General features: G+C 59.9%; 20 protein-coding genes. 12 read left to right on the top strand and 8 right to left on the bottom strand.

The window, feature by feature from the left end; all coding sequences use genetic code 11:
- Nucleotides 1-14: 14 nt before the first annotated feature.
- The 4 genes from WKS99_RS11380 to WKS99_RS11365 form a co-directional block, all read right to left on the bottom strand.
- Complete coding sequence (locus WKS99_RS11380) at nucleotides 15-443, bottom strand: CBS domain-containing protein (RefSeq protein WP_147573462.1); 429 nt, start codon at nucleotides 441-443, stop codon at nucleotides 15-17.
- 132 nt (nucleotides 444-575) lie between these two features.
- A complete protein-coding gene (locus WKS99_RS11375) occupies nucleotides 576-746 on the bottom strand; it encodes a hypothetical protein (protein ID WP_340406024.1) in 171 nt (56 codons plus the stop codon).
- Between the two features lie 59 nt (nucleotides 747-805).
- The gene (locus tag WKS99_RS11370; RefSeq protein WP_186853370.1) at nucleotides 806-1810 is read right to left on the bottom strand and encodes an ATP-binding protein; all 1005 of its coding nucleotides are present in this window, start codon (nucleotides 1808-1810) and stop codon (nucleotides 806-808) included.
- Between the two features lie 4 nt (nucleotides 1811-1814).
- Nucleotides 1815-2753 carry a DnaD domain protein gene (locus tag WKS99_RS11365; protein WP_147573464.1) on the bottom strand — a complete coding sequence of 313 codons (939 nt, stop codon included), beginning with the start codon at nucleotides 2751-2753 and terminating at the stop codon, nucleotides 1815-1817.
- Between the two features lie 413 nt (nucleotides 2754-3166).
- Here WKS99_RS11365 and WKS99_RS11360 point away from each other — a divergent pair, with 413 nt between their 5' ends.
- The 12 genes from WKS99_RS11360 to WKS99_RS11305 all read left to right on the top strand — a co-directional run bounded on the left by WKS99_RS11360 (nucleotide 3167) and on the right by WKS99_RS11305 (nucleotide 17453).
- The gene (locus tag WKS99_RS11360; protein WP_340406021.1) at nucleotides 3167-3478 is read left to right on the top strand and encodes a cell division protein ZapA; all 312 of its coding nucleotides are present in this window, start codon (nucleotides 3167-3169) and stop codon (nucleotides 3476-3478) included.
- Nucleotides 3479-3546: 68 nt separating this feature from the next.
- On the top strand, nucleotides 3547-5631 hold the full coding sequence (locus WKS99_RS11355) for a U32 family peptidase (protein WP_186853373.1): 2085 nt from the start codon (nucleotides 3547-3549) through the stop codon (nucleotides 5629-5631).
- 21 nt (nucleotides 5632-5652) lie between these two features.
- Nucleotides 5653-6777 carry a LuxE/PaaK family acyltransferase gene (locus WKS99_RS11350; RefSeq protein WP_240286576.1) on the top strand — a complete coding sequence of 375 codons (1125 nt, stop codon included), beginning with the start codon at nucleotides 5653-5655 and terminating at the stop codon, nucleotides 6775-6777.
- Nucleotides 6774-8033: an acyl-CoA reductase gene (locus tag WKS99_RS11345; protein WP_340406017.1), complete on the top strand. Its 1260-nt coding sequence runs from the start codon at nucleotides 6774-6776 to the stop codon at nucleotides 8031-8033. Before WKS99_RS11350 ends, WKS99_RS11345 begins: the two co-directional genes overlap by 4 nt.
- A gap of 24 nt (nucleotides 8034-8057) precedes the next feature.
- Complete coding sequence (gene dut / locus WKS99_RS11340) at nucleotides 8058-8507, top strand: dUTP diphosphatase (RefSeq protein ID WP_186853376.1); 450 nt, start codon at nucleotides 8058-8060, stop codon at nucleotides 8505-8507.
- A 57-nt stretch (nucleotides 8508-8564) separates the two neighbouring features.
- Nucleotides 8565-9416 (top strand): DUF2262 domain-containing protein, encoded by an 852-nt coding sequence (locus tag WKS99_RS11335; RefSeq protein WP_340406014.1) that lies wholly within the window; start codon nucleotides 8565-8567, stop codon nucleotides 9414-9416.
- Between the two features lie 36 nt (nucleotides 9417-9452).
- Entirely contained in the window at nucleotides 9453-10052 is a 600-nt protein-coding gene (locus WKS99_RS11330; protein WP_262670005.1) for a Maf family protein, read from the top strand.
- Nucleotides 10049-10891 carry a rod shape-determining protein MreC gene (gene mreC / locus WKS99_RS11325; protein WP_147573472.1) on the top strand — a complete coding sequence of 281 codons (843 nt, stop codon included), beginning with the start codon at nucleotides 10049-10051 and terminating at the stop codon, nucleotides 10889-10891. The genes WKS99_RS11330 and mreC overlap by 4 nt, the downstream gene beginning before the upstream one ends.
- 41 nt (nucleotides 10892-10932) lie before the next feature.
- Nucleotides 10933-11445, top strand: coding sequence for a rod shape-determining protein MreD (locus WKS99_RS11320; protein ID WP_147573473.1), 513 nt, complete (start codon nucleotides 10933-10935; stop codon nucleotides 11443-11445).
- A 34-nt stretch (nucleotides 11446-11479) separates the two neighbouring features.
- The gene (locus WKS99_RS11315; RefSeq protein ID WP_262670003.1) at nucleotides 11480-13780 is read left to right on the top strand and encodes a penicillin-binding transpeptidase domain-containing protein; all 2301 of its coding nucleotides are present in this window, start codon (nucleotides 11480-11482) and stop codon (nucleotides 13778-13780) included.
- 110 nt (nucleotides 13781-13890) lie between these two features.
- Nucleotides 13891-14700, top strand: coding sequence for an Mrp/NBP35 family ATP-binding protein (locus WKS99_RS11310; RefSeq protein WP_240286571.1), 810 nt, complete (start codon nucleotides 13891-13893; stop codon nucleotides 14698-14700).
- 350 nt (nucleotides 14701-15050) lie between these two features.
- Nucleotides 15051-17453: an S-layer homology domain-containing protein gene (locus WKS99_RS11305; RefSeq protein ID WP_240286521.1), complete on the top strand. Its 2403-nt coding sequence runs from the start codon at nucleotides 15051-15053 to the stop codon at nucleotides 17451-17453.
- Nucleotides 17454-17507: 54 nt separating this feature from the next.
- Here WKS99_RS11305 and WKS99_RS11300 read toward each other — a convergent pair whose 3' ends face one another.
- The 4 genes from WKS99_RS11300 to WKS99_RS11285 all read right to left on the bottom strand — a co-directional run bounded on the left by WKS99_RS11300 (nucleotide 17508) and on the right by WKS99_RS11285 (nucleotide 22064).
- Nucleotides 17508-17996 (bottom strand): hypothetical protein, encoded by a 489-nt coding sequence (locus tag WKS99_RS11300; protein ID WP_340406007.1) that lies wholly within the window; start codon nucleotides 17994-17996, stop codon nucleotides 17508-17510.
- 281 nt (nucleotides 17997-18277) lie between these two features.
- Entirely contained in the window at nucleotides 18278-18712 is a 435-nt protein-coding gene (gene rpiB, locus WKS99_RS11295; protein WP_147572373.1) for a ribose 5-phosphate isomerase B, read from the bottom strand.
- Nucleotides 18713-18731: 19 nt separating this feature from the next.
- The gene (locus WKS99_RS11290) at nucleotides 18732-19535 is read right to left on the bottom strand and encodes a histidinol-phosphatase HisJ family protein (protein WP_186852855.1); all 804 of its coding nucleotides are present in this window, start codon (nucleotides 19533-19535) and stop codon (nucleotides 18732-18734) included.
- Nucleotides 19536-19628: 93 nt separating this feature from the next.
- Nucleotides 19629-22064 carry a glycogen/starch/alpha-glucan phosphorylase gene (locus WKS99_RS11285; RefSeq protein ID WP_147572371.1) on the bottom strand — a complete coding sequence of 812 codons (2436 nt, stop codon included), beginning with the start codon at nucleotides 22062-22064 and terminating at the stop codon, nucleotides 19629-19631.
- Nucleotides 22065-22132: the final 68 nt, after the last annotated feature.

The following is a 22132-nucleotide window of genomic DNA, read 5'->3' as shown; positions in this document are numbered from 1 at the left end:
ATTTTTTACCGCTTTTACCGCACCACTATATTCTCCGATATCTCACACAGAGCCTGGGACGCCTCCATGTCGAAGCGGTGGCTGCGGGCCAGATCCGCCAGGGAGATGACGCCTACCAGCTTGCCTTTTTCAACAACAGGAAGCCGGCGGACCTGCTGGGTGGACATGAGCCGGGTGGCCTCCCGGCAGTCATCTCCCGGAGCTACTGTGGCACAGTTCCGGGTCATAATATCCCGGACCATGGTCTGGGCCGGGTCCTCCTCCGCGGCGATGCAGCGCAGGACGATATCCCGGTCCGTCACCATTCCGCGCAGCCGGCCGTCGCTGGAACAGACCGGAAGTGAGCCTACATTGTGCCGGCTGATGAGCCGGGCGGCCAGGGAGGCCGAGGAGGTTGGCTCGATGGTGACCACGCTGGGATTCATCAGTTCTCTTACTTCCATGTAAAAACCGCCTTTCCGGTAAAAATTGGTCTTGCACCAGTTTGTCCGGAAAGGCGGTTTTTTATTCTGTCTCCTGAATCCTATTTATCTCCCGAATGACAAATCGGCCGCTCTCATTCCTACGGACAGAGATCACTTTTTGGATATTCTCTGGTCGATTCGGTAAAATACCTCACCCAGCACAGAGCATATGGCAAAAAACAAAATGACCTTGACCGGTTCAAACTCGGGCAGCAGCACAGCGCCCAGTCCGCCGCCCACGATCAGCGCCATAACCAGCAGCAGCGACCTTCTGAAACGCATGATAACCACCTATCTTCCATCACTTTTTCTCTATGGAAAACGCTTCGAAATTCAGGGTATTACAGTCTGCCTTTCTTCAACAGGCGGATGTCGTCACCGAAAAACTCCAGCAGGTGATACTCCCCATCCAGGCGGGAGGCGATCTGGGGTGAGTATCGCCGGGCCGCCTCCTCCATGGTCAGGTTGGAGGAGATAACTGTGTGCAGCCCCGCCACCAGCCGGGAGTTGATGAGCTCATAGAGAGCAGACTGGGTAAACTGGGTAGTCAATTCGCTGCCCAGATCGTCTAAAATCAGCAGGTCGCAGTTGAGATAGCGGCGGGTCTCATCCCTGGCCTCCTGGCCGTCCTGGCTGTCCCGGAGGAACTTCTTGGCTTCGAACTGGGCAAAGATATTTCCCGCGGTATCGTAGACCACAGAGCGTCCCCCCTCTGACACCGTACGGGCGATACAGGCGGACAAAAAGGTCTTGCCCAGCCCCGGAGCGCCGGAGAGGAACAGATTTTTGTAGTGGAACCTGCCGAACTTCTGCGCATAGTTCAGACAGACCTCGTAGATCAGCTCCATGTTTTCCCGGGGGGAGATCCCCCGGTTCGGCCAGGGAGTCTGACTGTAATAGTCGATGCGGAAGGAGTCGAAGGACTGCTCCCCTAGGTCCAGCAGCTTGGACAGCTCCCGGATCTGCTCCTGGGCACACAACCGCTTCAGGCAATCGCACATCTGAGCTCCCCTCCAGCCGGTGTCTCCGCACAGAGGACAGGCAGGCTTGTCCTCCAGGGCATCGGCGGGCAGTCCCATAGCGCCCAGCAGGACAGCCCGCTCCTGCTGCAGGTCCAGATTTTTTTCCTTTACCGTCCGTACCGCCTGGGCGGGGTTCCCTCCCTGGCGCAGGGTGGCGGCGACCAACTGGGCCATGGTCCCCTGAAGCTGCCGGTCCAACTGGGCCAGGCGAGGCTCCCGGCCGTAGGCTCTGTCCCGCAGCCGGTCCAGCTCCACCCTTCTTCGGCGCCGCTCCCCTTCCAGCCGGTCCACAGCCCGGCGAAGCACATTGGGATCATATGCCATAGGTTCACCCTTCCTTCTTCATCTGGTCCAGCATACGGCGCATCCGCTCCATGTTTTCCCGTGTCCGCTTCTCCTGGTCCGCCGGAGCCCCCTGAGGCGGCTGGCCAGCCCGCAGGGGCCTGGGGTCCCGGTCGCCCGCCTGGATGGCGGCGGCGGTGTGGAGGCCTTTCTGGTGCCAGCGGCGGAGAATACCGTTCATATAGCCCCAATCCATAGACTGCTTCTTCAGCACCGTCTTTTCATACGCCATCCGCAGGGCCTCGTCGTCAAAGCCCATATCGTCCCAGGCGGCGATATAAGTCCGCTCCTGGGACACCAAGGGGTGCGGCGGGATGTCCAGCAGCCGGAGCACCTGGGCCTCCCGGCCCCGGAGGTGGGTCAGGCGCTGGAGATGGGCCTCGGCCCGCTCCATCGTGTCGATGCCCTGGCGGGCCCAGACAAAGCCCTCCTTTTTGATCTGGGACAGGAAGGGGCGCCGTCCCGGCCCGTATTTTCGTTCCATCTCCTCGGTACACCAGCCCACCAGCATCAAAACAACCTCGGCAGGCAGAGCCAGATGGTCATAGAGTGTGTACAAAGACCGCAGGTCGTTGGCGGACAGCTTTTTGCCCAGCCGCCGCTCCACCTCGTCGCACAGGGCGGGAAAGGTGGATGTATTTTCTTTCAGGGCGGCGGTAATATCCTCTAGGGAATACTCCGGGGGAGGAGCTTCCGGGACAGGGGGGGCGGAGACGGGGGGCTGCTCCGGTGCCATCCCCAGCTTTTTTAACTGGTCCAGAGCTGTGTCCAGACGCTGCTGGGACCAGGTCAGATGGGACAGGTCCCCGTGGCGCAGAAAATGGAGATAGAGCAGGGCGGCATCGCCGCTGTCCAGTCTCAACAGCCGGTCAGCCGCCTGGTCTGTCATGGCCAGGACGCTTCCGGGCAGCAATGTTTGGGCCATACTACCGCCCTCCTTTCTAAAAACGGTCCCGCTCCCGACCCGAGGCAGGGCGGAGGGACCGTGGCTGTGTTTCTTCATTTTACCGCAAAAACCGCCCGGCGTAAACAGGAAATTGCGGAGGCCTCCGGTCCATCCCCGCTGTTCGCCGCGGGTCGGCGCTTCTGGTTGTCACGCCTCCCCGGCTCACGACGCGTGGCTTCCCTCCGTCTCGGGCTGGAAACAGCCGCTTATGCGGCTTCGGTTTCGCGCCCTCGCTCCGGTCCATCCCCGCTGTTCGCCGCGGGTCGGCGCTTCTTGGAAAAATTCATGGATTATTTGTTTTTCAAATGTTTCCTTCTGTGGTATAATGATGAGTAAGTTGGATTCGTATGCCCATTTGGCATACAAAAGATAGAAGAAGGGGAGGAGCTCCGATGAAGAACAAAGTGGTAGTGACCATCGCGGGACAGGAGTATACCATGGTGGCGGTAGAGGACGAGGCCTATGTCCGCAAGTGCGCTGACTATGTGGACAGCCAGCTGCGTGATCTCATGAGCAACAAGCTGCCCAAGGAGACGGCCGCCGTGCTGGCCGCCATGAATATGGCCGACCTGTACTTCAAGGAACAGGATGCCGCCGAGAATCTCCGCCGCCAAATCAAGGAGAATCTGGAGGAGGCCAGCCGGCTGAAGATGGAGCTGTCTGAGGCCAAGCGGGAGATCTTCAAGCTTCAGACCCGCAAATAACCGCCGGAGGCGGACACGACTTTTGCCGCGTGTCCGTCCCGTGCCTTTGATTTTCCAGGAGGTATCCCATGTTGGAACTGCTCGCGCCGGCCGGCTCTATGGAGGCGGTGACGGCCGCCGTCCAGAACGGCGCCGACGCCGTCTATTTTGGATATGGAGATTTCAACGCCCGCCGCAACGCCAAGAATTTTTCTGAGGAAGAGGCCGCGGCGGCGGTTTCTTATTGCCATCTCCGGGGCTGCAAGGTACATCTAACTCTGAACACCCTGCTTACTGACCGGGAGTTGCCGGGGGCGGCGGAGGTTGCCGCTCACGCCAGTCGCATCGGCGTGGACGCGGTCATTGTACAGGACCTGGGTGTGCTGCGTATGCTAAGGCAGACCGTCCCGGACCTGCCCCTCCATGGCTCCACCCAGATGACCGTCCACTCTTTGGACGGGGTAAAGCAGTGCGCTGACCTGGGCATCAGCCGGGTGGTGCTGTCCCGGGAGCTGAACCGGGACCAGATCGCCTATATCTGCCAGAACTCCCCCATCGAGATCGAGGTGTTTGGTCACGGGGCGCTGTGTATGTGTTACTCCGGCCAGTGTTATTTCTCCTCGGTCATTGGGGGGCGGAGCGGCAACCGTGGTCTGTGCGCCCAGCCCTGCCGGCTGAAGTATGGCTGGAACGGCCGGGCGGACGAGTACCCTCTCTCTCTAAAGGATATGTCCCTGGTGAGCCACCTGAAGGAGCTTCAGGACATGGGGGTGGCCTGCCTGAAGTTGGAGGGCCGGATGAAGCGGCCGGAGTATGTGGCCGTGGTCACCGGTGTGTACGCCAGAGCTCTGAAGGAGGGCCGCTCCCCTACCCAGGCGGAGCTGGATGCCCTGGAGCAGGTCTTTTCCCGCCAGGGCTTTACGGACAGCTACTTCATGGGTCAAAAGGGCCCCGAAATGTTTGGTACGCGCCAGGAGGGAAAGGAGCCCAAGGAGCTCTATGCCCAGGCCCGGGCCACCTATGAAAACGGCGAGAACCGGAAGGAGCCGGTGAGAATATACGCCATGATCCAGGCCGACCAGCCAGCCCGGATCGCCGTGGAGGACAAGGAGGGCCGGATGGTCCATGGGGAGGGGCCGGTGCCCGAGGCGGCTCGAAACGTGCCCCTGACACGGGAAAAGGTGGAGGGCCAGCTGTCCCGCACCGGAGGCACCCCCTACTCCTGTCAGAAGGTGACCGCCAAAGTAGAGGAGGGCCTATCCCTTCCCCTGTCCGCCCTGAATGACCTGCGCCGCCGGGCCCTGGAGGATCTGTCCGTCCAGCGGCAGGCCCTCCCCCAGAGGAGGGTGGAGCCCTTCCGGCCGGGTGTGAGGTATGAGAATCCCAGGGGGACGCCTGTATACACAATTTCTGTCCGGGAGGCGGCCCAGATCAGTGGAGAGCTGCTGCGGCTGTCCCCTGCTCTGATCTACTTACCCGCCGACCAGGGCGCTGCCCACCCGGAGGTGGTGAAGCGGTGCCAAGAGGCCGGTGTCCCCGTCGCCGCCCTTATGCCCCGTGTGTACAGCGACCGGGAAACTTTGGCCCTGGAGGAGGATTTGGCTGCCCTGCGCCGCATTGGAGTAGACCAGGTGCTGGCCGGCACACTGGGCGCTGTCCGCCGGGCTGCCCAGCTGGGCTTTTCGGTCCGGGGAGACTACGGCCTTGGGGTATATAACAGCCAGACCATGAAAGAGCTGAAGCGGCTGGGACTCATCTCCGCTACCGCCTCCTTCGAGCTGAAGCTGGCCCAGATTCGGGACCTGTCTAAGGCTATTCCCACGGAGCTCATCGCCTATGGCCGCCTACCTTTGATGATTACAGAAAACTGTATTATCCACAACCATTCCGGCCAGCACACCTGCTCCAACGTGAACCTGCTCACCGACCGGAAGGGGGAGCGGTTCCCGGTGGTCCAGGCCTACGGCTGCCGCAACGAGATCTTGAACTCCAAAAAGCTGTTTTTGGCTGACCGGACCCAGGACTATGGCCGCCTGGGCCTGTGGGCGGCCCGGCTGATGTTTACCACGGAAAACGCCATGGAGTGCGCCCAGGTATTGGAACGCTATCTGGGACAGGGGTCATACCAGCCAAATGAGTATACTCGGGGACTCTACTACCGAGACGTGGAGTAACAGAGACTAGGGGGAAACGCCGTGTTCAGCCGACAGCGCCTGTTTTGGCTCCACCAGCCCTATGACCTGGAGGGCTCCGACCCGGACTTTCTTCGGGCGGTGCGGGATAACTGCGCCTTCCATATGGCCCGCTGCCCGGAGTACCGGGCCATTGCGGACCACATCGGCTTCTCTCCAGAGCAGATACAGACCATAGCTGACCTGGCCCGGCTCCCCGTCCTGCCTACCCTGTTTTACAAGCGGCACGCCGTCTTTTCCATGCCCCGGTGGCGAATGGCCATGCGGGTCACCTCCTCCGGCACCAGCGGCAGGTTCAGCCAGGTGGGCTTTGACTGGGGCTGTCTCCTGGCGGAGGTACCCATGGTCCTTCGCCTGGGCTGGCGGCACGGCCTGATCTCTCCCAGGCCCGCTCACAATGTGATCCTGGGCTATCAGCCCCACCGCCAGAATAAAACAGGTGTCACCCGCACCATGTTCGGCCTGACCTGGTTTGCCCCTCCCATCAGCCGGACCTACGCCCTGCGCTATGGGGACGGCGGCTATGTCCCCGACCTGGACCATGTGGCGAAGGCCCTGGAAAAGCTGGGCAGTTCCCGGTTTCCCACCCGGATCATCGGTTTTCCCTCCTACCTCTGGTTCGGTCTGAAGCGGATGGAGGAGCTGGGCCTGCGGGCGCAGCTGCCGAAGGGCTCCCGCATCCTCCTGGCCGGAGGCTGGAAACAGCACTACGCCCAGCAGGTGGAAAAGCCTGTCCTCTATGGCCTGGCCGGTCGGATACTGGGCATCCAAGAGGCGAATATCAATGAGTTTTTCGGTGCGGTAGAGCACCCCATCTTTTTCAACGCCTGCAAAGAGCACCACTTCCACATCCCCGTCTACTCCCGCGTCATCATTCGGGATGTGAATACATTGGAGCCCCTGCCCATGGGGAAGGTGGGGCTGATCAACCTGATCTCTCCCCTCCTCCGGGCTACCCCGGCTACCAGCGTCATGACGGATGATCTGGGCTATCTCACGCCGGGGGAGGAATGTGGCTGCGGCCTCCGCTCCCCCTATCTGACCATCCTGGGCCGGGTGGGGCTGGCGGAGATTCAGACCTGCGCCGCCGGAGCTGCGGAACTGCTTGGGAAGGGGGAGATGCCGTGATTCTTGCCAATGGAGCCCTTCTCCCGGACAGCGACCTGCCAAAGGTGCTCTCCGGTCTGGAGGCGGAGATTAACCACACCCGAAGCGCCTCCCCTTTGGAAGCGGAGGCCGTCGTGGATGCCTGCGCTACGCTGCTGGACCGGCTGGATCAGGGAGAGCTGGACCATCTCCTGTCCCGGTTTGCCACCCCACAGCTTCTGGATACTCTGGGGAGGTACCGCCACACGCTCCAGCCGGAGAGCCTGCGCTATAAACTGGCCGTAGAGCTGGACGGTCTCTGGACAGGGGAGCGCCCCCGGCCCTTTGGCCGCTCTGTGGTCCTGCCCCTGGGCACCCTGCTCCACATTGCCGCCGGCAACATGGAGGGCCTTCCCGCCTTCAGTGCCCTGGAGGGCCTGTTGACCGGAAACGTCAACCTGCTGAAGCTGCCTTCTGGAGATACGGGCTTGTCCCTGGCTCTGCTCAAGCTGCTGACAGACATCAAGCCCGATCTGGCCCCCTACCTCTATGTCTTTTCCATCCCCTCTGCCGACCGGACCTCCCTGGAGGTCCTGGCCAGCCTGGCGGACGGCATCGTCACCTGGGGCGGGGATGAGGCTGTCCGGGCCGCCCGGAGCATGGCTCCCGCCGGCTGCAAGCTGATTGAGTGGAGCCACCGGCTCAGTTTCGCCTATGTATCTGGCCGTCCGCCGGAGGAGGAATGGTATGCCCTGGCCCGCCATATCCTGTCCACCGGGGGGCTGCTGTGCTCCTCCTGCCAGGTGATTTATCTGGACACCGACAGCCTGGATGATGGCAGGGCGTTCTGCCATAGCTTCCTGCCTATCCTGGAGCGCGCGGCCGCCGCCTGTCACCCGACCCCCGGACAGGCGGCCCAGGCCACCCTCCACGGGTATGAGCATTTTTTGGAGCAGACGGTGAGAAACACTGGGGCCCAGGTCTTTCTGGGGCGGGGCTGCTCGGTCACCCTTTGTCCCGACCAGGAGTTGGAGCTGTCGCCTCTCCATGGAAACATACTGGTAAAACGGCTGCCCCGTTCCCAGCTTTTTTCTGTCCTTCGACGGCAGAAGGGAAGGCTTCAGACCGCCGGACTGCTCTGCCCCCCGGAGGAGCGGGAGGAGCTGACCGCCCTTCTGGTCCGGGCGGGACTGACCCGAATCACCGCCGCCGGCACTATGTCCGCCCCATTTCAAGGGGCGGGACATGACGGGGAGCACCCCCTGCGCCGGTATGTGCGCATCGTGGATATCGAATAGAAAAAGGATTAGGAGTTTACAATTATGGAGTTGAAGATCAAAGCAGTTTCCCCTAAAATTGGGAGCGACATCCCCCTGCCCTTCTACGCCACCCCCGGATCGGCGGCCATGGACCTGCACGCCTGTATGGAGGAGGCGGTGGTCATTCCTGCCGGCGGCCGGAAGGTCATCCCAACTGGCATCGCCATCGCCCTGCCCTCGCCGGACTATGTGGCGCTGGTCTTTGCCCGGAGCGGGCTGGGCATAAAACATGGCATCGCCCCCGCCAACTGTGTGGGCGTCATCGACAGCGACTACCGGGGAGAGATCCTGGTGGGCCTGCAAAATTCCGGGGACACGGACTTTACCATTCAGCCCGGTGAGCGCATCGCCCAGCTGATGGTCACCCCGGTAGTCCAGGCCGAGCTGAAAATCGTGGATGAGCTGGACGACACCCAGCGGGGCGCCGGCGGCTTCGGCTCTACCGGAAAATAAGCGACAAACACGGGCCCCTTTAACCAGGCCCAGTGTGACGAGCATGGAGGAAGCAGTATGTTTGGACTGTTCAAAAAGAAAGAAGCGCCCAAGGAGCCTCCCTCCCAACAGAGGGACGAGTGGAAGGAGTTCGCCGCCCCCTTCCTGCCGGAGGAGTTGTCTATTGTGGCTGTCACGGACGCCAGCGGCTTCGGCTCTGTCAAAGAACCGGAGCAGGAGCTCTGGCGGGTGGGCATCGGCCTGACCGCCTGGATGGAGGAGGACAGCCCGGACATCCACCGGGGAGAGGCCAGCCTAGTCTCTCTGGCCGACGACACCCTGCGGAACTATCTCCGCCAGCGGGTCCGGCCTGACTTTATCATCAAGTTCACGGCGCGGGTGTCAGAGGATGGCCGGAGGCTCCTCTTACTGGACCTGCCGGAGCCGGGCTTTGATCCGGACCTGAAGGCCATCCTGGAGGAGCAGAAAAAGCCTGTATCCTTCTGGGAGGACGGTCTGGGCACCTTTACCTTGAACCGCTCGGTGGGCTGGTTTGAGACTGAGGCGGAGTGGCTGGGCCAGCCTGCCCGCCTGGACTTCGACCGGGACGAAAACCGGGCGGACTGTCTGACGCATTTTCACACCCTGATGGAGCGTCAGGAGGAGTGGGACCAGAGGGTGCGGGCCTTGGCCGCGGAAAAGCTGCTTGACCTGGCCAACGACTGGGCTCAGGAGTCGGAGGAGGGCCGGGAGACGGCGGAGATCACCCAGGAGCAGTTCATGGAGCGCATGGAACTGGACGCCATTCAGATCTATGAGGACGGAGCCTTCGAATTTTGGTTCAACGACGGGGACCTGTTCTGGGGGCACTCCATCCACGTCACCGGCTCTCTGACAAATGGGCCGGAGGAGGCCCAGATGGAGGGATGAGTCCTCCCACCTATTTTCTCACCAAGGAGTTTTGTTATGCGTATCATCCTCGCCTCTCAATCCCCCCGGCGGCGGGAGCTGCTGGAGCGGATGGGGGTCGCTGAATTTGACATCATTCCTGCGCAAGGGGAGGAGGTCATGGACCCCTCGCTGTCTCCGGACCGGCTGGTGGAGGAGCTGTCCCGCCAGAAGTGCGCGGAAGTCGCCGCCGCCCACCCGGACGGCCTGGTCATCGCCGCTGACACGGTGGTATCTGTGGGCGGGCTGGTGCTGGGCAAGCCCCACAGCCGGGAGGAGGCGGTCCGAATGCTCTCCGCTCTGTCCGGTCGGGAGCATATGGTATACACCGGCGTCACCCTCTTTTCCGGTGGCCGGACCGCCACGGAGCACGAGGCCACCTCTGTCCGCTTCCGCCCCCTGTCCCAAGGGGATATCGACCACTACCTGGCCACTGGAGAGCCCATGGACAAGGCTGGGGCTTACGGCATCCAAGGGTACGGCAGTGTGCTTGTAGAGGGCATCTCCGGGGACTACTATAATGTGATGGGCCTGCCGGTCTGCCGGCTGGGCCGGATGCTGGCCCGGTTTGGAGTGGACACATTGTCCATGGCCGCGAAAAAGGAGCAAGGAACGTGAAAGATTTTCTCCGCCAGAACGGGATCCTGCTGGTCATCATCGCCTTGCTGCTGACCATTCTGATCGGGGTGGGCACCGCCTTTATGGGCGGCAATGCCGACCCCCTGTCCAACGTGGTGAACACGGTCACCAGCCCCATACGAAATGGCATTGCTGCCGCCGCTGACTGGGCGGAGGGAGTATATAACTATGTATTCCGCTATGGCCAGATCCAGGAGGAGCTGGACAGCCTGCGGGCCCAGGTGGCCGAGCTGGAGGACCAGGTTCGAGAGGGGCAGGAGGCCGCCAAGCAAAACGAGCGCCTGCGGGAGCTGCTGGACCTCCAGGCCAAACGTGAGGACTTCGTCTTTGAGTCCGCGCGGGTTACTGGGCGCTCCACTGACAACTGGGCATCCACACTGACCATCAGCAAAGGCACCTCCGCCGGCGTGGAGGCGGGCGACTGCGTCGTGACCTCCACCGGCGTGCTGGTGGGAGTTGTGTCCAAGGTGGGGCTGAACTGGTCCACCGTCTCCACAATTATCAACACAGACATTGAGATTGGGGGCATCGTCACCCGAACGTACAGCGCCGGGGTGCTGGAGGGAGACTTTGCCCTGATGGGCCAGGGCCGTCTGAAGCTGAGTTACCTCCCCCACAGCGCTCAGTTGGTGTCTGGGGACGAGGTGCTCACCTCCGGCAAGGGGGACGTGTATCCTTCCGGGCTGGTGGTAGGTCAGGTGGAGGGCGTCTTTACCGACCCTTCTGGGATGACCCGCTATGCCGTGGTGGTCCCTGACGCCGACCTGTCCTCCTTAGTTGAGGTATTCGTCATCAAAGACTTTGATATCCAGGAGTAGGCGCGGCCTGTGGCCGCCCTACCCAGTAAGGAGCGTTTCATTTGACCCGACGTGACCTGATCCACAAGTGGCTTGTCTATGCCCTGGGCCTGCTGCCCCTGTGGCTGCTGGACGACTATATCCTGCCTCGGTACCCCCTCTTTGGCGTAACACCCATGCTGCTGCCTGTGGCGGCAGCCGCTGTGGCGGTGCTGGAGGGGGCCTATGCCGGAGCGGGCTTTGGAATGGCGGTCGGCCTGCTGTGGGAGCTGGCCTACCCCGGAGGCTTTGGCGGCCTGGTGCTTGGGATGGCCCTGGCCGGCATGGCCATTGGGGCCCTCGCCCAGTATGCCCTGAGCCAGTCCTTTCCCGGCTGCCTGCTCTGTTCCGCCGCTATCCTTGCTCTGCTGGACCTGCTGCGGGTGCTGCGGGGGCTCATCACCCACGCGGCCTCCCTCCCGGCGCTGCTCCAGGTGGCCGTGCCCGAATTTCTCTATTCCTTGGCCTGGACTCCGGTAGTCTATCTCCTGTTCCGGGCCATATTTCGCCGGGTGGGCGGGACCAAGCTGGCCTGATTCGCCCTTTTCTTCTCCAGGATGGAGGTATTCCATGGATGTAAAACAATTTCATCGCCGGGTCCTGTGCATCGCCTTGCTCCTTTCCCTGTGTCTTACCGCCATGGGGGCCACACTGTACGACCTCCAGATCAATCAGGGTGAGGCGCTGTATGAGCGATCTCAGAACAAGATCGCAGAAACCCAGATAGTCGAAGCAGACCGGGGAGACATTCTGGACCGAAATGGCCGTGTGTTGGTGTCTAATCGGGTGGTCTACCAGGTGACGCTGGACCTGGATCACATGGGAAAGGAGCCGGAGGAGCGCAACGCGACCCTTCTGTCCCTCATCCACGCGGCTCGGGCCTCTGGGGTAGAATGGAGCGACACCCTGCCCATCTCCGCCGATGAGCCCTTTGTGTTCACTGAGCAGTCCCCCTACTTTACCCTCTCACAAAATGAGGACGGGACCCCTTCTAAGACTTTGACCCGCCTGGGCCAGTTGGCTGTCAAAATGAAATGGATCACCGACCCCACCAAAGAGCCCGAGCCAGTAGAAACAGCCCCTGTACAGCAGGAGGAGCCTGGGCTTTGGGACAGGATCACCGGATTTTTTACTGGCAAGACGCCCCAGAAAGAGGTCCAGACACCAGTGCAGGAGAAGGATAGCTCACTTCCTACCGCCCGGCAGCTGCTTGGTAAAATGTGCGCCAGCTTTGAAATCGCAGGCGAGGGCGCTGTGGACAAGAAGTCTGCGGAGGCATCCGGGCAGGCGGTGCCCGACCTGAATATCGGAGACATGGACCCGGCAGATGCCCGGGCCATCGCCGGACTGCTGTATGAGCTGTACTTGCGTTCCCGTGAGGTCACCTGGACTCCCTATGTCTTTGCCGAGGGCGTGGATATCGATTTCATCTCCCGTGTCAAAGAGCTCTCTCTGCCTGGAGTGGTCATCGAGCCCACTACCGTCCGTCAGTACCACACCCAGTATGCCGCCCACATCTTAGGGCGGGTAGGACTGATGAACCGTTCAGAGGTGGAATACTATACCTCGCTGGACGAGGACGGGGACGGTAAGCCCGACTACGAGATGGACGATACCGTAGGTAAGGAGGGGGTGGAAAAGGCCTTCGAATCCTTCCTGCGGGGTACCCCAGGGATCCGGGCCGTGGATCGGAACACCAGCGGAAAGATCTTGTCAGAGAGTTGGATCACCGAGCCAAAGCCAGGGGACAATATTGTGCTCACCATCGATATTGACCTGCAGAAAAAGGTGGAGGACACTCTGGCCTCCTCCCTGCCCAATCTGGTCAGTGAGGAGGTGGAGGGCGCGGCCTGCGTGGTGCTGGATGTAAACAGCTTTGATGTATTGGCTTCCGCCTCCTACCCTACCTTCGACCTGGCCAACTACTCCCGTGACTGGGAGAAAAATTCTACAGATCCCCTCACTCCCCTGGTCAACCGGGCACTTACAGGCACCTACGCCCCCGGCTCCACCTTTAAGATGGTCACCGCTATCGGAGCACTGGAGGAGGGCATTATCACTCCCGACTCCCAAATACGGGACCTGGGCCGCTACACCTACTACCCCGGCACTCCTCCCCAGTGCTGGTACTACCGCCAGTACGGCAAGTATCACGGGCTCATCAACGTCAGCGAGGCTATCGAGGTATCATGCAACTACTTTTTCTACGACGTGGGACGGCGGCTTGGCATCGACCTGTTGGTAGACTACGCCACCCGCTTTGGCCTTGGCCAAAAGACGGGCATTGAGCTGGAGGAGTCCTCGGGCGTCATGGCTGGCCCCGAATATACTGAGAGCATGGGCGGGACCTGGTACGAGGGCTCGGTCCTATCTGTGGCCATCGGCCAGGAGAGCAGCCAATTTACCCCTATCCAGCTTGCCAGCTATATCTCCACACTGGTCAATGGAGGCACCCGAAAGTCCACCCACCTGCTGAAGGAAATCAAATCCAGCGATTACTCCCAAATCGTGGAAACCTATGAGCCGGAGGTCCTCAGCACCATTGAGATACAGGACAAAAATCTAGAGGCTGTCAAGGCCGGAATGCTGGCCCTGACCACTGACGGCTCGGTACGCCGCTACTTTCAGGACCTGCCTGTCCAGGTGGGCGCCAAAACTGGCTCCGCCCAGGTCAGCGCCCAGACGGAGTCCAATGCCGTTTTCGTCTGCTTCGCCCCCTATGATGACCCGGAGATCGCCTTGGCCATGGTGGTGGAACACGGCGGAAGCGGCTCAGAACTGGGCGCCATGGCAGCCGATATTCTCTCCTATTACTTCTCAACCAAGGGCAGCATGGATGAGATCCCCATGGAAAATACTTTGATCCGGTAGTTTCCGGTCCTTTTTTGCCTCTGTCTTGACGGGCGGAGAGAAAAGGGGTACACTTTGAGAGAACGACTATACTCGGGCCCGGCCCGTATGATTGTAAGGAGATGTTCCAAGTGTCTGAATGTACTCATGACTGCTCCAGCTGCAGCGCCGATTGCTCCTCCCGGGATATGCGTGTCCCTGCCAACGCCATGTCCAGTGTAAAGCGGGTCATCGCCGTTGTCAGCGGGAAAGGCGGCGTCGGCAAGAGCACCGTCACCGCCAGTCTGGCCGTCGCTATGGCCAGAAAGGGCCGTAAGGTAGCCATCTTAGATGCCGATATCACCGGCCCCTCTATCCCAACCGCTTTTGGCATCCATGAGAAGGCCACAGGAAGCGACGCCGGCATCGACCCCGCCGTCACGGCCGGCGGCATCAAGCTCATGTCCCTGAACCTGCTCACCGCAAATGAAACGGACCCCGTGGTATGGCGTGGACCCGTCATTGCCGGCGTAGTCACACAGTTCTGGCAAGAAGTGGTCTGGGGCGATGTGGACTATATGTTCGTGGATATGCCCCCCGGCACTGGCGACGTGCCTCTAACTGTTTTCCAGTCCCTTCCCGTGGACGGTATTATTGTCGTCACTTCTCCTCAGGATCTGGTATCCATGATCGTGACAAAGGCTGTAAATATGGCTAAGATGATGGATATTCCCGTCCTTGGGCTGGTAGAGAATTACAGCTATTTTCAGTGTCCTGATTGCGGCAAGAAGCACGCGATTTTCGGGGACAGCCATTTGGAAAAAGTGGCGATGGAACTGGAGATTCCTGTGCTGGCCCAGTTGCCTATTGATCCCAGCCTTGCCGCCGCCTTTGACGCTGGAAAGATTGAACAGGTCGAACGGAATTATTTGGAAGACGTTGCGGCCCGCCTGGATGGCTAAGGTCAAGTAAAATGTCATACAGAATCCCTTTGTCCGCCGGTCCTATGGACCGGCGTTTTTTTCTGGTAGGCGCGCTATGTCTACCAAATGTCTACCAAAAAAAGCGGGAAAGTGCTGGGAAACAGGGCTTTCCCGCTTTTCCATTTTCTGGGTGTCTACCAGATGTCTACCAAGGGCACTTTTTCTTTGAAAAAGCCCCCTTTTTTATTTGCTCTTAGCGGGTTTTCCTCACCTTTTTTGCTTTGCAAGGGGCGTTATACAGGGCTGATGCCCTAAAAAGTCCTCAAAGCCTCGAAAAAATGGGGATTTTGTCAGAAAAGTCCCCGAAAAAATTTAAGGAGGAATCCCGAATGAGAAACCTGAAACGGGCTCTTAGCCTGGCTCTGGCTTCCGTCATGGTCATGGGCCTGATGGTAGTCGGTTCCGGAGCGAGCTACGTCGATGTGTCTTCCAAGAACAATCAGGAAGCCATCGAAGTTCTCCAGGCCGTCGGTGTTATGACCGGCGACGAGAACGGCAAGTTCAACCCCGACGCCAACGTCACCCGCAACGAGATGGCCGTCATCATGTCCAACATGCTGGACTACAAGGTGTCCAACTACGCTGGCACCGCCCCCTTTACCGATGTGCCCGCCTGGGCTGAACCCTATGTGGCCGCCTGCTGGACCCACGGCATTATCTCCGGCTATGACGCCAAGACCTTTGGCGGCAGCGACTCCGTCACCGCCGCCCAGGCCGCTCTGATGATGCTGAAGGCCCTGGGCTACTTCCAGTATCAGTCCGACTTCGGTGACGACTGGCAGCTGTCCACCATCCGTCAGGCTAACCAGATTGACCTGTACAACGACGTGGATGTTGCCGCTATTGAGGCCATGACCCGGAACGACGTGGCCCAGCTGGCTCTGAACACCCTGGAGGCCACTCAGGTCATCGTGGGCCGTGAGCCCGGCAAGGTGGTCACCCCCGACGGCACTACTGTGTACCTGGGCTCCGCTGAGTACAGCGACCTGTACAAGTCCGGCAACCGTTATAACGCCATTAATGGCAAGAAAGATGACGACAGCAAGAAGTACTCCGCCGAGCTGGGCGAGGACCTGTTCGCCGGCGAGCTGAAGAAGAAAGCCGACGACCACGACGACTTCGGCCGTCCCGCTGTCATCTGGTCCTACGAGGGCGACGAGATCGGCAAGTACGCTGGTGAGGAGCCCGTCATGACCTATGTCAAGGACTTTGACAAGGACGAGGTAAAGGACTTGGAGAAGGACGGCTACGACTTCGACGGTGCCACCATCTATGTCAACGGCTCTGATGAGACCGGGCTGGACAGCGTCGCAGACTTGGCCGCCCGCAAGTACAAGGGCACCGTCATTGAGCTGTACGCTGCTGAAGATGACGACAAGAAGATCGACCGGATTGTCCTGCTCCAGGGCTACCTGGCTCAGGTGACCGACATGGACGACGAGGATGTCACCATGGACGTCTACAACCCCTGGCTGAATAATGACGACGAGGCCGTTTCTTTCACGGTTGAGGACAACAGCAAGGATGACGACGACTGGTTCGACCGCCTGTCCAAGCGTTATGACGTGGACGACTACTTCGTCATCTTCATTGAGGCTGCCGACGTGAACGACGACAATGATGTGCTGGCCGTGTCTGACGTAGAGACCGTCAGCGGCACCGTCAAGACCGTCAAGATCACTGACGATATGGAGAATGGCTACAACGGCAGCTTCACTCTGGACGGCACCAAGTACACCCTGGCCTCCGGCTACAACAATGTCGAGATCAACGCCGGCGACGAGTATGACTTCTTCCTGGACGAGAACGGCTTTGTGATTGGCGCCAAGGCTGCCAACGACGAGGTCAATGTTGACGACTATATCTTCGTGAAGGAAGTTGGCGAGAGCGGCTTCGACAACATCGCCAAGGCCCTGTTTATGGACGGCACCTCCAAGACTATCACCGTGTCCGAGTTGGACAACGACGATGACTTCACCTGGGATAAGTCTGAGGATGCCAAGAAGTTCTACACCTTCAAGGAGAAGAAGAACGGCGAGTATGAGTTGAAGCTGGTGGACGATCAGAATAAGGCCGAGAGTGCCACCGTGGATAACGTCGCCAAGCCCATCTCCGGCGTTACCAAGACTGGTAACTCTTCCACTCTGTTCATCGCTAAGGATAAGGTTTACACCGGCGTGAAGAACGCCCCCGAGGTTGAGGCCGGCAACGTATACTACATCTTCGACGGCGGCCGTCTGGTCGTTGTGTACTCCGAGAACGAGGGCTCCGCCAGCACCAGCGCTGACGAGCTGGTCTATGTCCTGTCCGACAACTACGCTGTGGGTCTGGACGAGGACGACGAGGAGTACTATGAGTACGATGTCTTCATGGACGGCGAGAAGACCACCCTGCTGACCCGTAAGGATGATCTGGAGGTTGGCCTGTACCAGATCAAGAGCTACGAGGACGACCTCTATGCCGAGTTTGAGAAGAACGTTGACGGCGATCTGGTGAAGACCGAAGAGTCTGTGTCCACTGTCGACTACGAGGACGGCACCCTGACGTTGGACGACGAGAGTTACCTGCTGGCTGATGACGTGAAAGTCTACACCATCGACGGCACCACCGTCAAGTCCATTGGCGCCGGCTCCATCGAGAACCGCGTAACCAAGGACGGTTTTGACAACGTCACTCTGATCCAGCTGGACGAGGATGACAACGAGTTCGTTATCGTCTATCTGACCAAGTAATTTCTTTTCCGCAACCCCAAAGGACCCCGGAGCCAGAGCTCCGGGGTCCTTCTTTCACTCCATTTCCAGAAGGGCCAGATAGTGATAGGTCCTGCCCTCGTCGTTTAACTGAGGCGACGCCTTGCCATCATCATTATACCAGGATACGGCCCGCTCCTCCCATGTTACCGTGTTCGTCCGGTCGTTATTGACCGTAGACTGGGCCGCCGCAGAGGTCTCTCCACGGCCGCAGAGCAACCGCCAGCTGCCATAGACGTAAAGAAGCATCGGTCTTCGCTGGAAGGTCAGGCGGTTTGGGGCACTGGCTCCGGCGCCTCCGGTCCCTACATAGCTCCCCGCCACTACCTGACAGTTTCCTTTTCCGGCCATATCCGCTGCGAGAACAGCGGCCTTCTGTGTCAGCTGGTCCATGGCTTCCCGGCTGGCTTTCCCAAAAAGAGCTGTATCGATTTTTTGGTTGTCCTCATTGAACTCCATACGGAGCACCTTATCCTCCGCCTCCCATTGGTTGAGCTGGTAATGCTGCGTCTTGTTGGTTGACATGATGGTTCCTCCTTTAATGATTAAGATCAGAGATGTGGCTTTTGCGGGGTACACCTTTTTCTCCCGCTTTGGGTTGTCACGCCCTGTATGCGCCCCTCTACCGGTCAGTCAGGCCGGAGCCGCAGCGTGACCCCTTCTATCTAACACAAAAAACCGCCCCGGAGTGGGACGGTTTCATACATTTTTTGGAAATTATAATACAATTCTGTTCAAAGAGAGTCTGCCATCGGGTCTCTTCCCATAAAAAGGACCTGGAGGCCACGCCCCCAGGTCCTTGCCCTTTATTTCTCCATATCCATGATTTGGGACACGCGGCGGGCGTGGCGCCCTCCCTCAAAGTCCGTGGTCAAAAACACGTCTACGATGCGCTCTGCCAGGTTGGGCCCGATCATCCCCGCGCCCATCGCCAGCATATTGGCGTTGTTGTGGCGGCGGGTCAACTCGGCGGACAGGGGATCGGCGCACAGGGCGCAGCGGATACCCTTCACCTTGTTGGCGGTGATGGAGATGCCGATGCCGGTGGTGCAGATGACAATCCCCTTCTCACAGGCGCCGGAAGCCACAGCTTCGGCAGCGGCCTTGCCAAATACAGGGTAGTCACAGCTGGCGGTACTGTCTGTACCGAAGTCCTGGCAGGAGATGCCCTTGGCTACCAGATAGGCCTTGATATGCTCCTTCAAATTATAGCCGCCATGGTCAGATGCGATTGCGATCATAATAAATATCCTCCAATTCTTATAGTTTGATCCATTCAGGCCGCCGCTTCCGATAGACGGCAAAGCGATGGAATCCTGTTTCACGAAGGAGAGCCACAGCCTGGGAGATGCCGCGTCCCACATTTCCGGGGGAGTGGGCGTCAGAGCCGGTAGTGACCAACTCGCCCCCCAACTGATGGTAATGTCTAAGGATGGGGCGCCAATCCTCCACCTCCCGGCCGCCGTGGGTGTTGACCTCGATTGCCTTCCCGTTTTGGATGACGGCACGGAGCAGCTGGTCCAGCTGGTCCCCATACCGGTCCAAGGTGATGTGCCAGCCTGCTCTGCCGTTCATATAGCGGAGGGGATAGATAATATGGCCCAGGGCGTCGTAGCAGTCCAGCCGGGTCAGAGCCAGCATACTGGCGAAATAGTCATCCAGCGTGGTGTAGCACGCCTCCTCGGAGCGGTAGTCCAAATAGAAAAAATCTCGACCTCCCGCCTCTGGGCTCAGATTGTGGATGGAGCCGATGACAAAATCCAGGGGGGCGGCGGCCACAAGAGCCTCAGCCCGGCCGGGGTCCGTATAGGCCCCGCCCAGCTCGAGGCCCAGCAGCACCTTCACCTCGCTGCCGCCTTTGTCACGGGCCCGCCAGTATTGGTCCAAGATGGGCGTCCAGTCCCAGCCGCCCAGAGGAGCTCCGTTTTCGTCCTGCAGGTCACAGTGGTCGGTGGTGCACAGCTCCCGGAGGCCGGCCCTGCGTGCCGCCCGGACCATGTCCTCCAGCCGGGCGGTGCTGTCCGGTGAACAGCAGGAGTGCGTGTGGTAGTCTGTAAGATACATGGCCCACCTCCTTCTTCCCTATTGTAGTGCCTTTCCCCTGTTTTTGCAAGGGGGAAGGATGGAAAAGCGGGCCCGGAGGGCCCGCTTTTCCCATTATTTTCGGACAGGAACATGCCAGATCTCTCTGGCGTAGTCGCTGATTGACCTGTCGGCAGCAAAGAGGCCGGAACGGGCGATGTTGATGAGGGACATCTGATTCCATCGCTGGCGGTCGGCATAGGCCTCCAGCGCCCGCTTGTGAGCCTGGCAGTAGCTAGAGAAATCGGCCAGCAGCATATATTCGTCCGCCATAGAGCCCCCAACGCCAAAGAGGAGGCGGTCGGTGATGCTGCTATACGACACATGGTCGTCAAAGCCGGCGGCGATCTGGTCAATGACCCGCTTCAGCCCATGGTCCCGCTGGTAGAGGTCCAGGGAGCGGTAGCCCTCCCGCTTGCGCTGGTTCACCTGCTCGGCGGTCAGGCCGAAGAGGAAAATATTTTCGTCCCCCAACTGCTGGTGCATCTCCACATTGGCGCCATCCAGAGTACCGATGGTCAGCGCACCGTTCATCATGAATTTCATGTTGCCGGTGCCGCTGGCCTCCTTACCGGCGGTGGAGATCTGCTCGGACAGCTCACTGGCGGGCATCAGCTTCTCCGCCAGGGACACCCGGTAGTTCTCCAGGAAAACCACCTGAAGCTTATCCTTGCAGACCGGGTCCCTGCTGATTTGGGCTGCCAGGGAGTTGATGAGCTGGATGATCTCTTTGGCCACATGGTAGCCGGGAGCCGCCTTGGCGCCAAAGAGAAAGGTCTGGGGGGTGAAATCCATGTTGGGATTATCCCGCAACTGCTGATACAGATAGACGATGTGGAGGACATTGAGCAGTTGTCGCTTATACTCGTGGAGGCGCTTGACCTGGACATCGAAGATGGCGTCGGTGTTCAGGATAACGCCGGATTCCCGGGCCACATAGGCGGCAAAGCGGCGTTTGTTCTCCCCTTTGATGGCCTCCAGCTGCTTCAGCACGGACTTGTCGTCCTTGCAGTTCTCCAGCTTCCGAATGGCCTCCGGGTGGATGAGGTACTCGTCTCCTCCGGAGCAGTCCCGGATCAGGGCGTCCAACTTGGGGTTAATTTGAGACAGCCAGCGGCGGTGGTCAATGCCGTTGGTCACATTCTTGAACTTACCCGGGGCGGCCAGATAGGCGTCATGGAATACCTCCCGTTTCAGGATATCGGAGTGGAGGGCGGAAACGCCGTTGATATACTGGCAGGCACAGACGCACAGGTTGGCCATGCGCACCTCGCCCCCCCAGATGATGGCCATGTGGGCGATCTTGCCCTGGTCGCTGCCGTAGCGCCGCTCCAGTTCCCCCTGGTAGCGGTGGGCGATCTCCTTCAGGATCTGCCACACACGGGGGAGCAGGCTCTCAATCAAGGCCTGGGGCCACCGCTCCAGAGCTTCGGCCAAGACGGTATGGTTGGTGTAGCACACGGTATGGGTGACAATATGCCATGCCTCGTCCCAGGAATAGCCCTCCTGGTCCAACAGGATGCGCATTAGCTCCGGGATGACCAGGGTGGGATGGGTGTCGTTGATCTGGATGACATGCTTTTCATGGAAATTGTGGAGGGTGCCATACTGGGCCCGGTGCTTGCGGACAATGGACTGGACCGTGGCGGATACAAAGAAATACTGCTGCTTCAGGCGCAGGGATTTCCCCTCGTAGTGGTTGTCGTCGGGGTAGAGGACCTTAGCGATGACCTCCGCCATGGCCTGCTGCTCCACAGCCTTGAGATACTCGCCCCGGGAGTAGAGGGACATATCCACCGGGACCGGACTCTTGGCGTCCCACAGGCGCAGGGTGTTGGTATGCCGGGTCTGGTAGCCGGCGATCTCCATGTCCCGGGGAATGGCCAGCACGGCGGTATAGCCCACATGCTCAGGGTGGTTGACGCCGTTTTCATCCCATCGGTCCTCAATCTTTCCGCCGAAGCGGACCTCCTCCGTCTCATCCAGCTTGGGGATGAGCCAGGCGTCCCCCAGACCTAGCCAGTTGTCCGCCAGCTCTACCTGCTTGCCGTCGATGATCTTCTGCTTGAAGATGCCCAGCTCGTAGCAGATGGAGTAGCCGGTGGCGGGGATCTCCAGGGTGGTCATGGAGTCCAGGTAGCAGGCGGCCAGACGGCCCAGGCCGCCGTTGCCCAGGCCGGCGTCGGGTTCCTGCTCAAATAGATCGGCGGCGGAGAAGCCCAGCCCCTCCAGCGTCTCCTTGAGTGTATTCAGCAGCCCCAAGTTATAGGCGTTCTTCTCCAGAGAGCGGCCCATGAGGAACTCCAGGGACAGGTAGTGGACCTGACGCCGCTGCCCCTCCCACACCTGGTTGCCCGTTTCGATTTGATGGCGGGACATGATGTCCCGGAGGACTAGGGCACAGGCCTTGAACATATGGTTGGGGGTGGCCTCTTCCACAGTGCGGCCGAAGTTGCGCTGGAGCTTACCGATAATCATCTCGGTGAGCTGGGCCTTGGTATATTCTGCCATAGAGAGCCTCCTGTAATATCAAAATCGGTGCTTCCGCACGCAGGAAAAATTGCAAAAAGCGGTCTTTG

Source organism: Flintibacter sp. HCN-6482, assembly GCF_037892565.1.
Lineage (GTDB): Bacteria > Bacillota > Clostridia > Oscillospirales > Oscillospiraceae > Lawsonibacter > Lawsonibacter aceti.
Note: the sequence above shows the minus strand (reverse complement) of the source record. Positions and strands in the feature narration are given on the sequence as shown.

Excerpts from the sequence above, each read along its gene's own strand:
- WKS99_RS11285 (WP_147572371.1), bottom strand. The coding sequence starts at position 22,064 with ATGGCAGAATATACCAAGGCCCAGCTCACCGAGATGATTATCGGTAAG.
- dut (WP_186853376.1), top strand. The coding sequence starts at position 8,058 with ATGGAGTTGAAGATCAAAGCAGTTTCCCCTAAAATTGGGAGCGACATC.
- WKS99_RS11330 (WP_262670005.1), top strand. The coding sequence starts at position 9,453 with ATGCGTATCATCCTCGCCTCTCAATCCCCCCGGCGGCGGGAGCTGCTG.
- WKS99_RS11365 (WP_147573464.1), bottom strand. The coding sequence starts at position 2,753 with ATGGCCCAAACATTGCTGCCCGGAAGCGTCCTGGCCATGACAGACCAG.
- WKS99_RS11305 (WP_240286521.1), top strand. The coding sequence starts at position 15,051 with ATGAGAAACCTGAAACGGGCTCTTAGCCTGGCTCTGGCTTCCGTCATG.
- rpiB (WP_147572373.1), bottom strand. The coding sequence starts at position 18,712 with ATGATCGCAATCGCATCTGACCATGGCGGCTATAATTTGAAGGAGCAT.
- WKS99_RS11290 (WP_186852855.1), bottom strand. The coding sequence starts at position 19,535 with ATGTATCTTACAGACTACCACACGCACTCCTGCTGTTCACCGGACAGC.
- WKS99_RS11370 (WP_186853370.1), bottom strand. The coding sequence starts at position 1,810 with ATGGCATATGATCCCAATGTGCTTCGCCGGGCTGTGGACCGGCTGGAA.
- WKS99_RS11315 (WP_262670003.1), top strand. The coding sequence starts at position 11,480 with ATGGATGTAAAACAATTTCATCGCCGGGTCCTGTGCATCGCCTTGCTC.
- WKS99_RS11360 (WP_340406021.1), top strand. The coding sequence starts at position 3,167 with ATGAAGAACAAAGTGGTAGTGACCATCGCGGGACAGGAGTATACCATG.
- WKS99_RS11355 (WP_186853373.1), top strand. The coding sequence starts at position 3,547 with ATGTTGGAACTGCTCGCGCCGGCCGGCTCTATGGAGGCGGTGACGGCC.
- WKS99_RS11380 (WP_147573462.1), bottom strand. The coding sequence starts at position 443 with ATGGAAGTAAGAGAACTGATGAATCCCAGCGTGGTCACCATCGAGCCA.
- WKS99_RS11335 (WP_340406014.1), top strand. The coding sequence starts at position 8,565 with ATGTTTGGACTGTTCAAAAAGAAAGAAGCGCCCAAGGAGCCTCCCTCC.
- WKS99_RS11300 (WP_340406007.1), bottom strand. The coding sequence starts at position 17,996 with ATGTCAACCAACAAGACGCAGCATTACCAGCTCAACCAATGGGAGGCG.
- WKS99_RS11375 (WP_340406024.1), bottom strand. The coding sequence starts at position 746 with ATGCGTTTCAGAAGGTCGCTGCTGCTGGTTATGGCGCTGATCGTGGGC.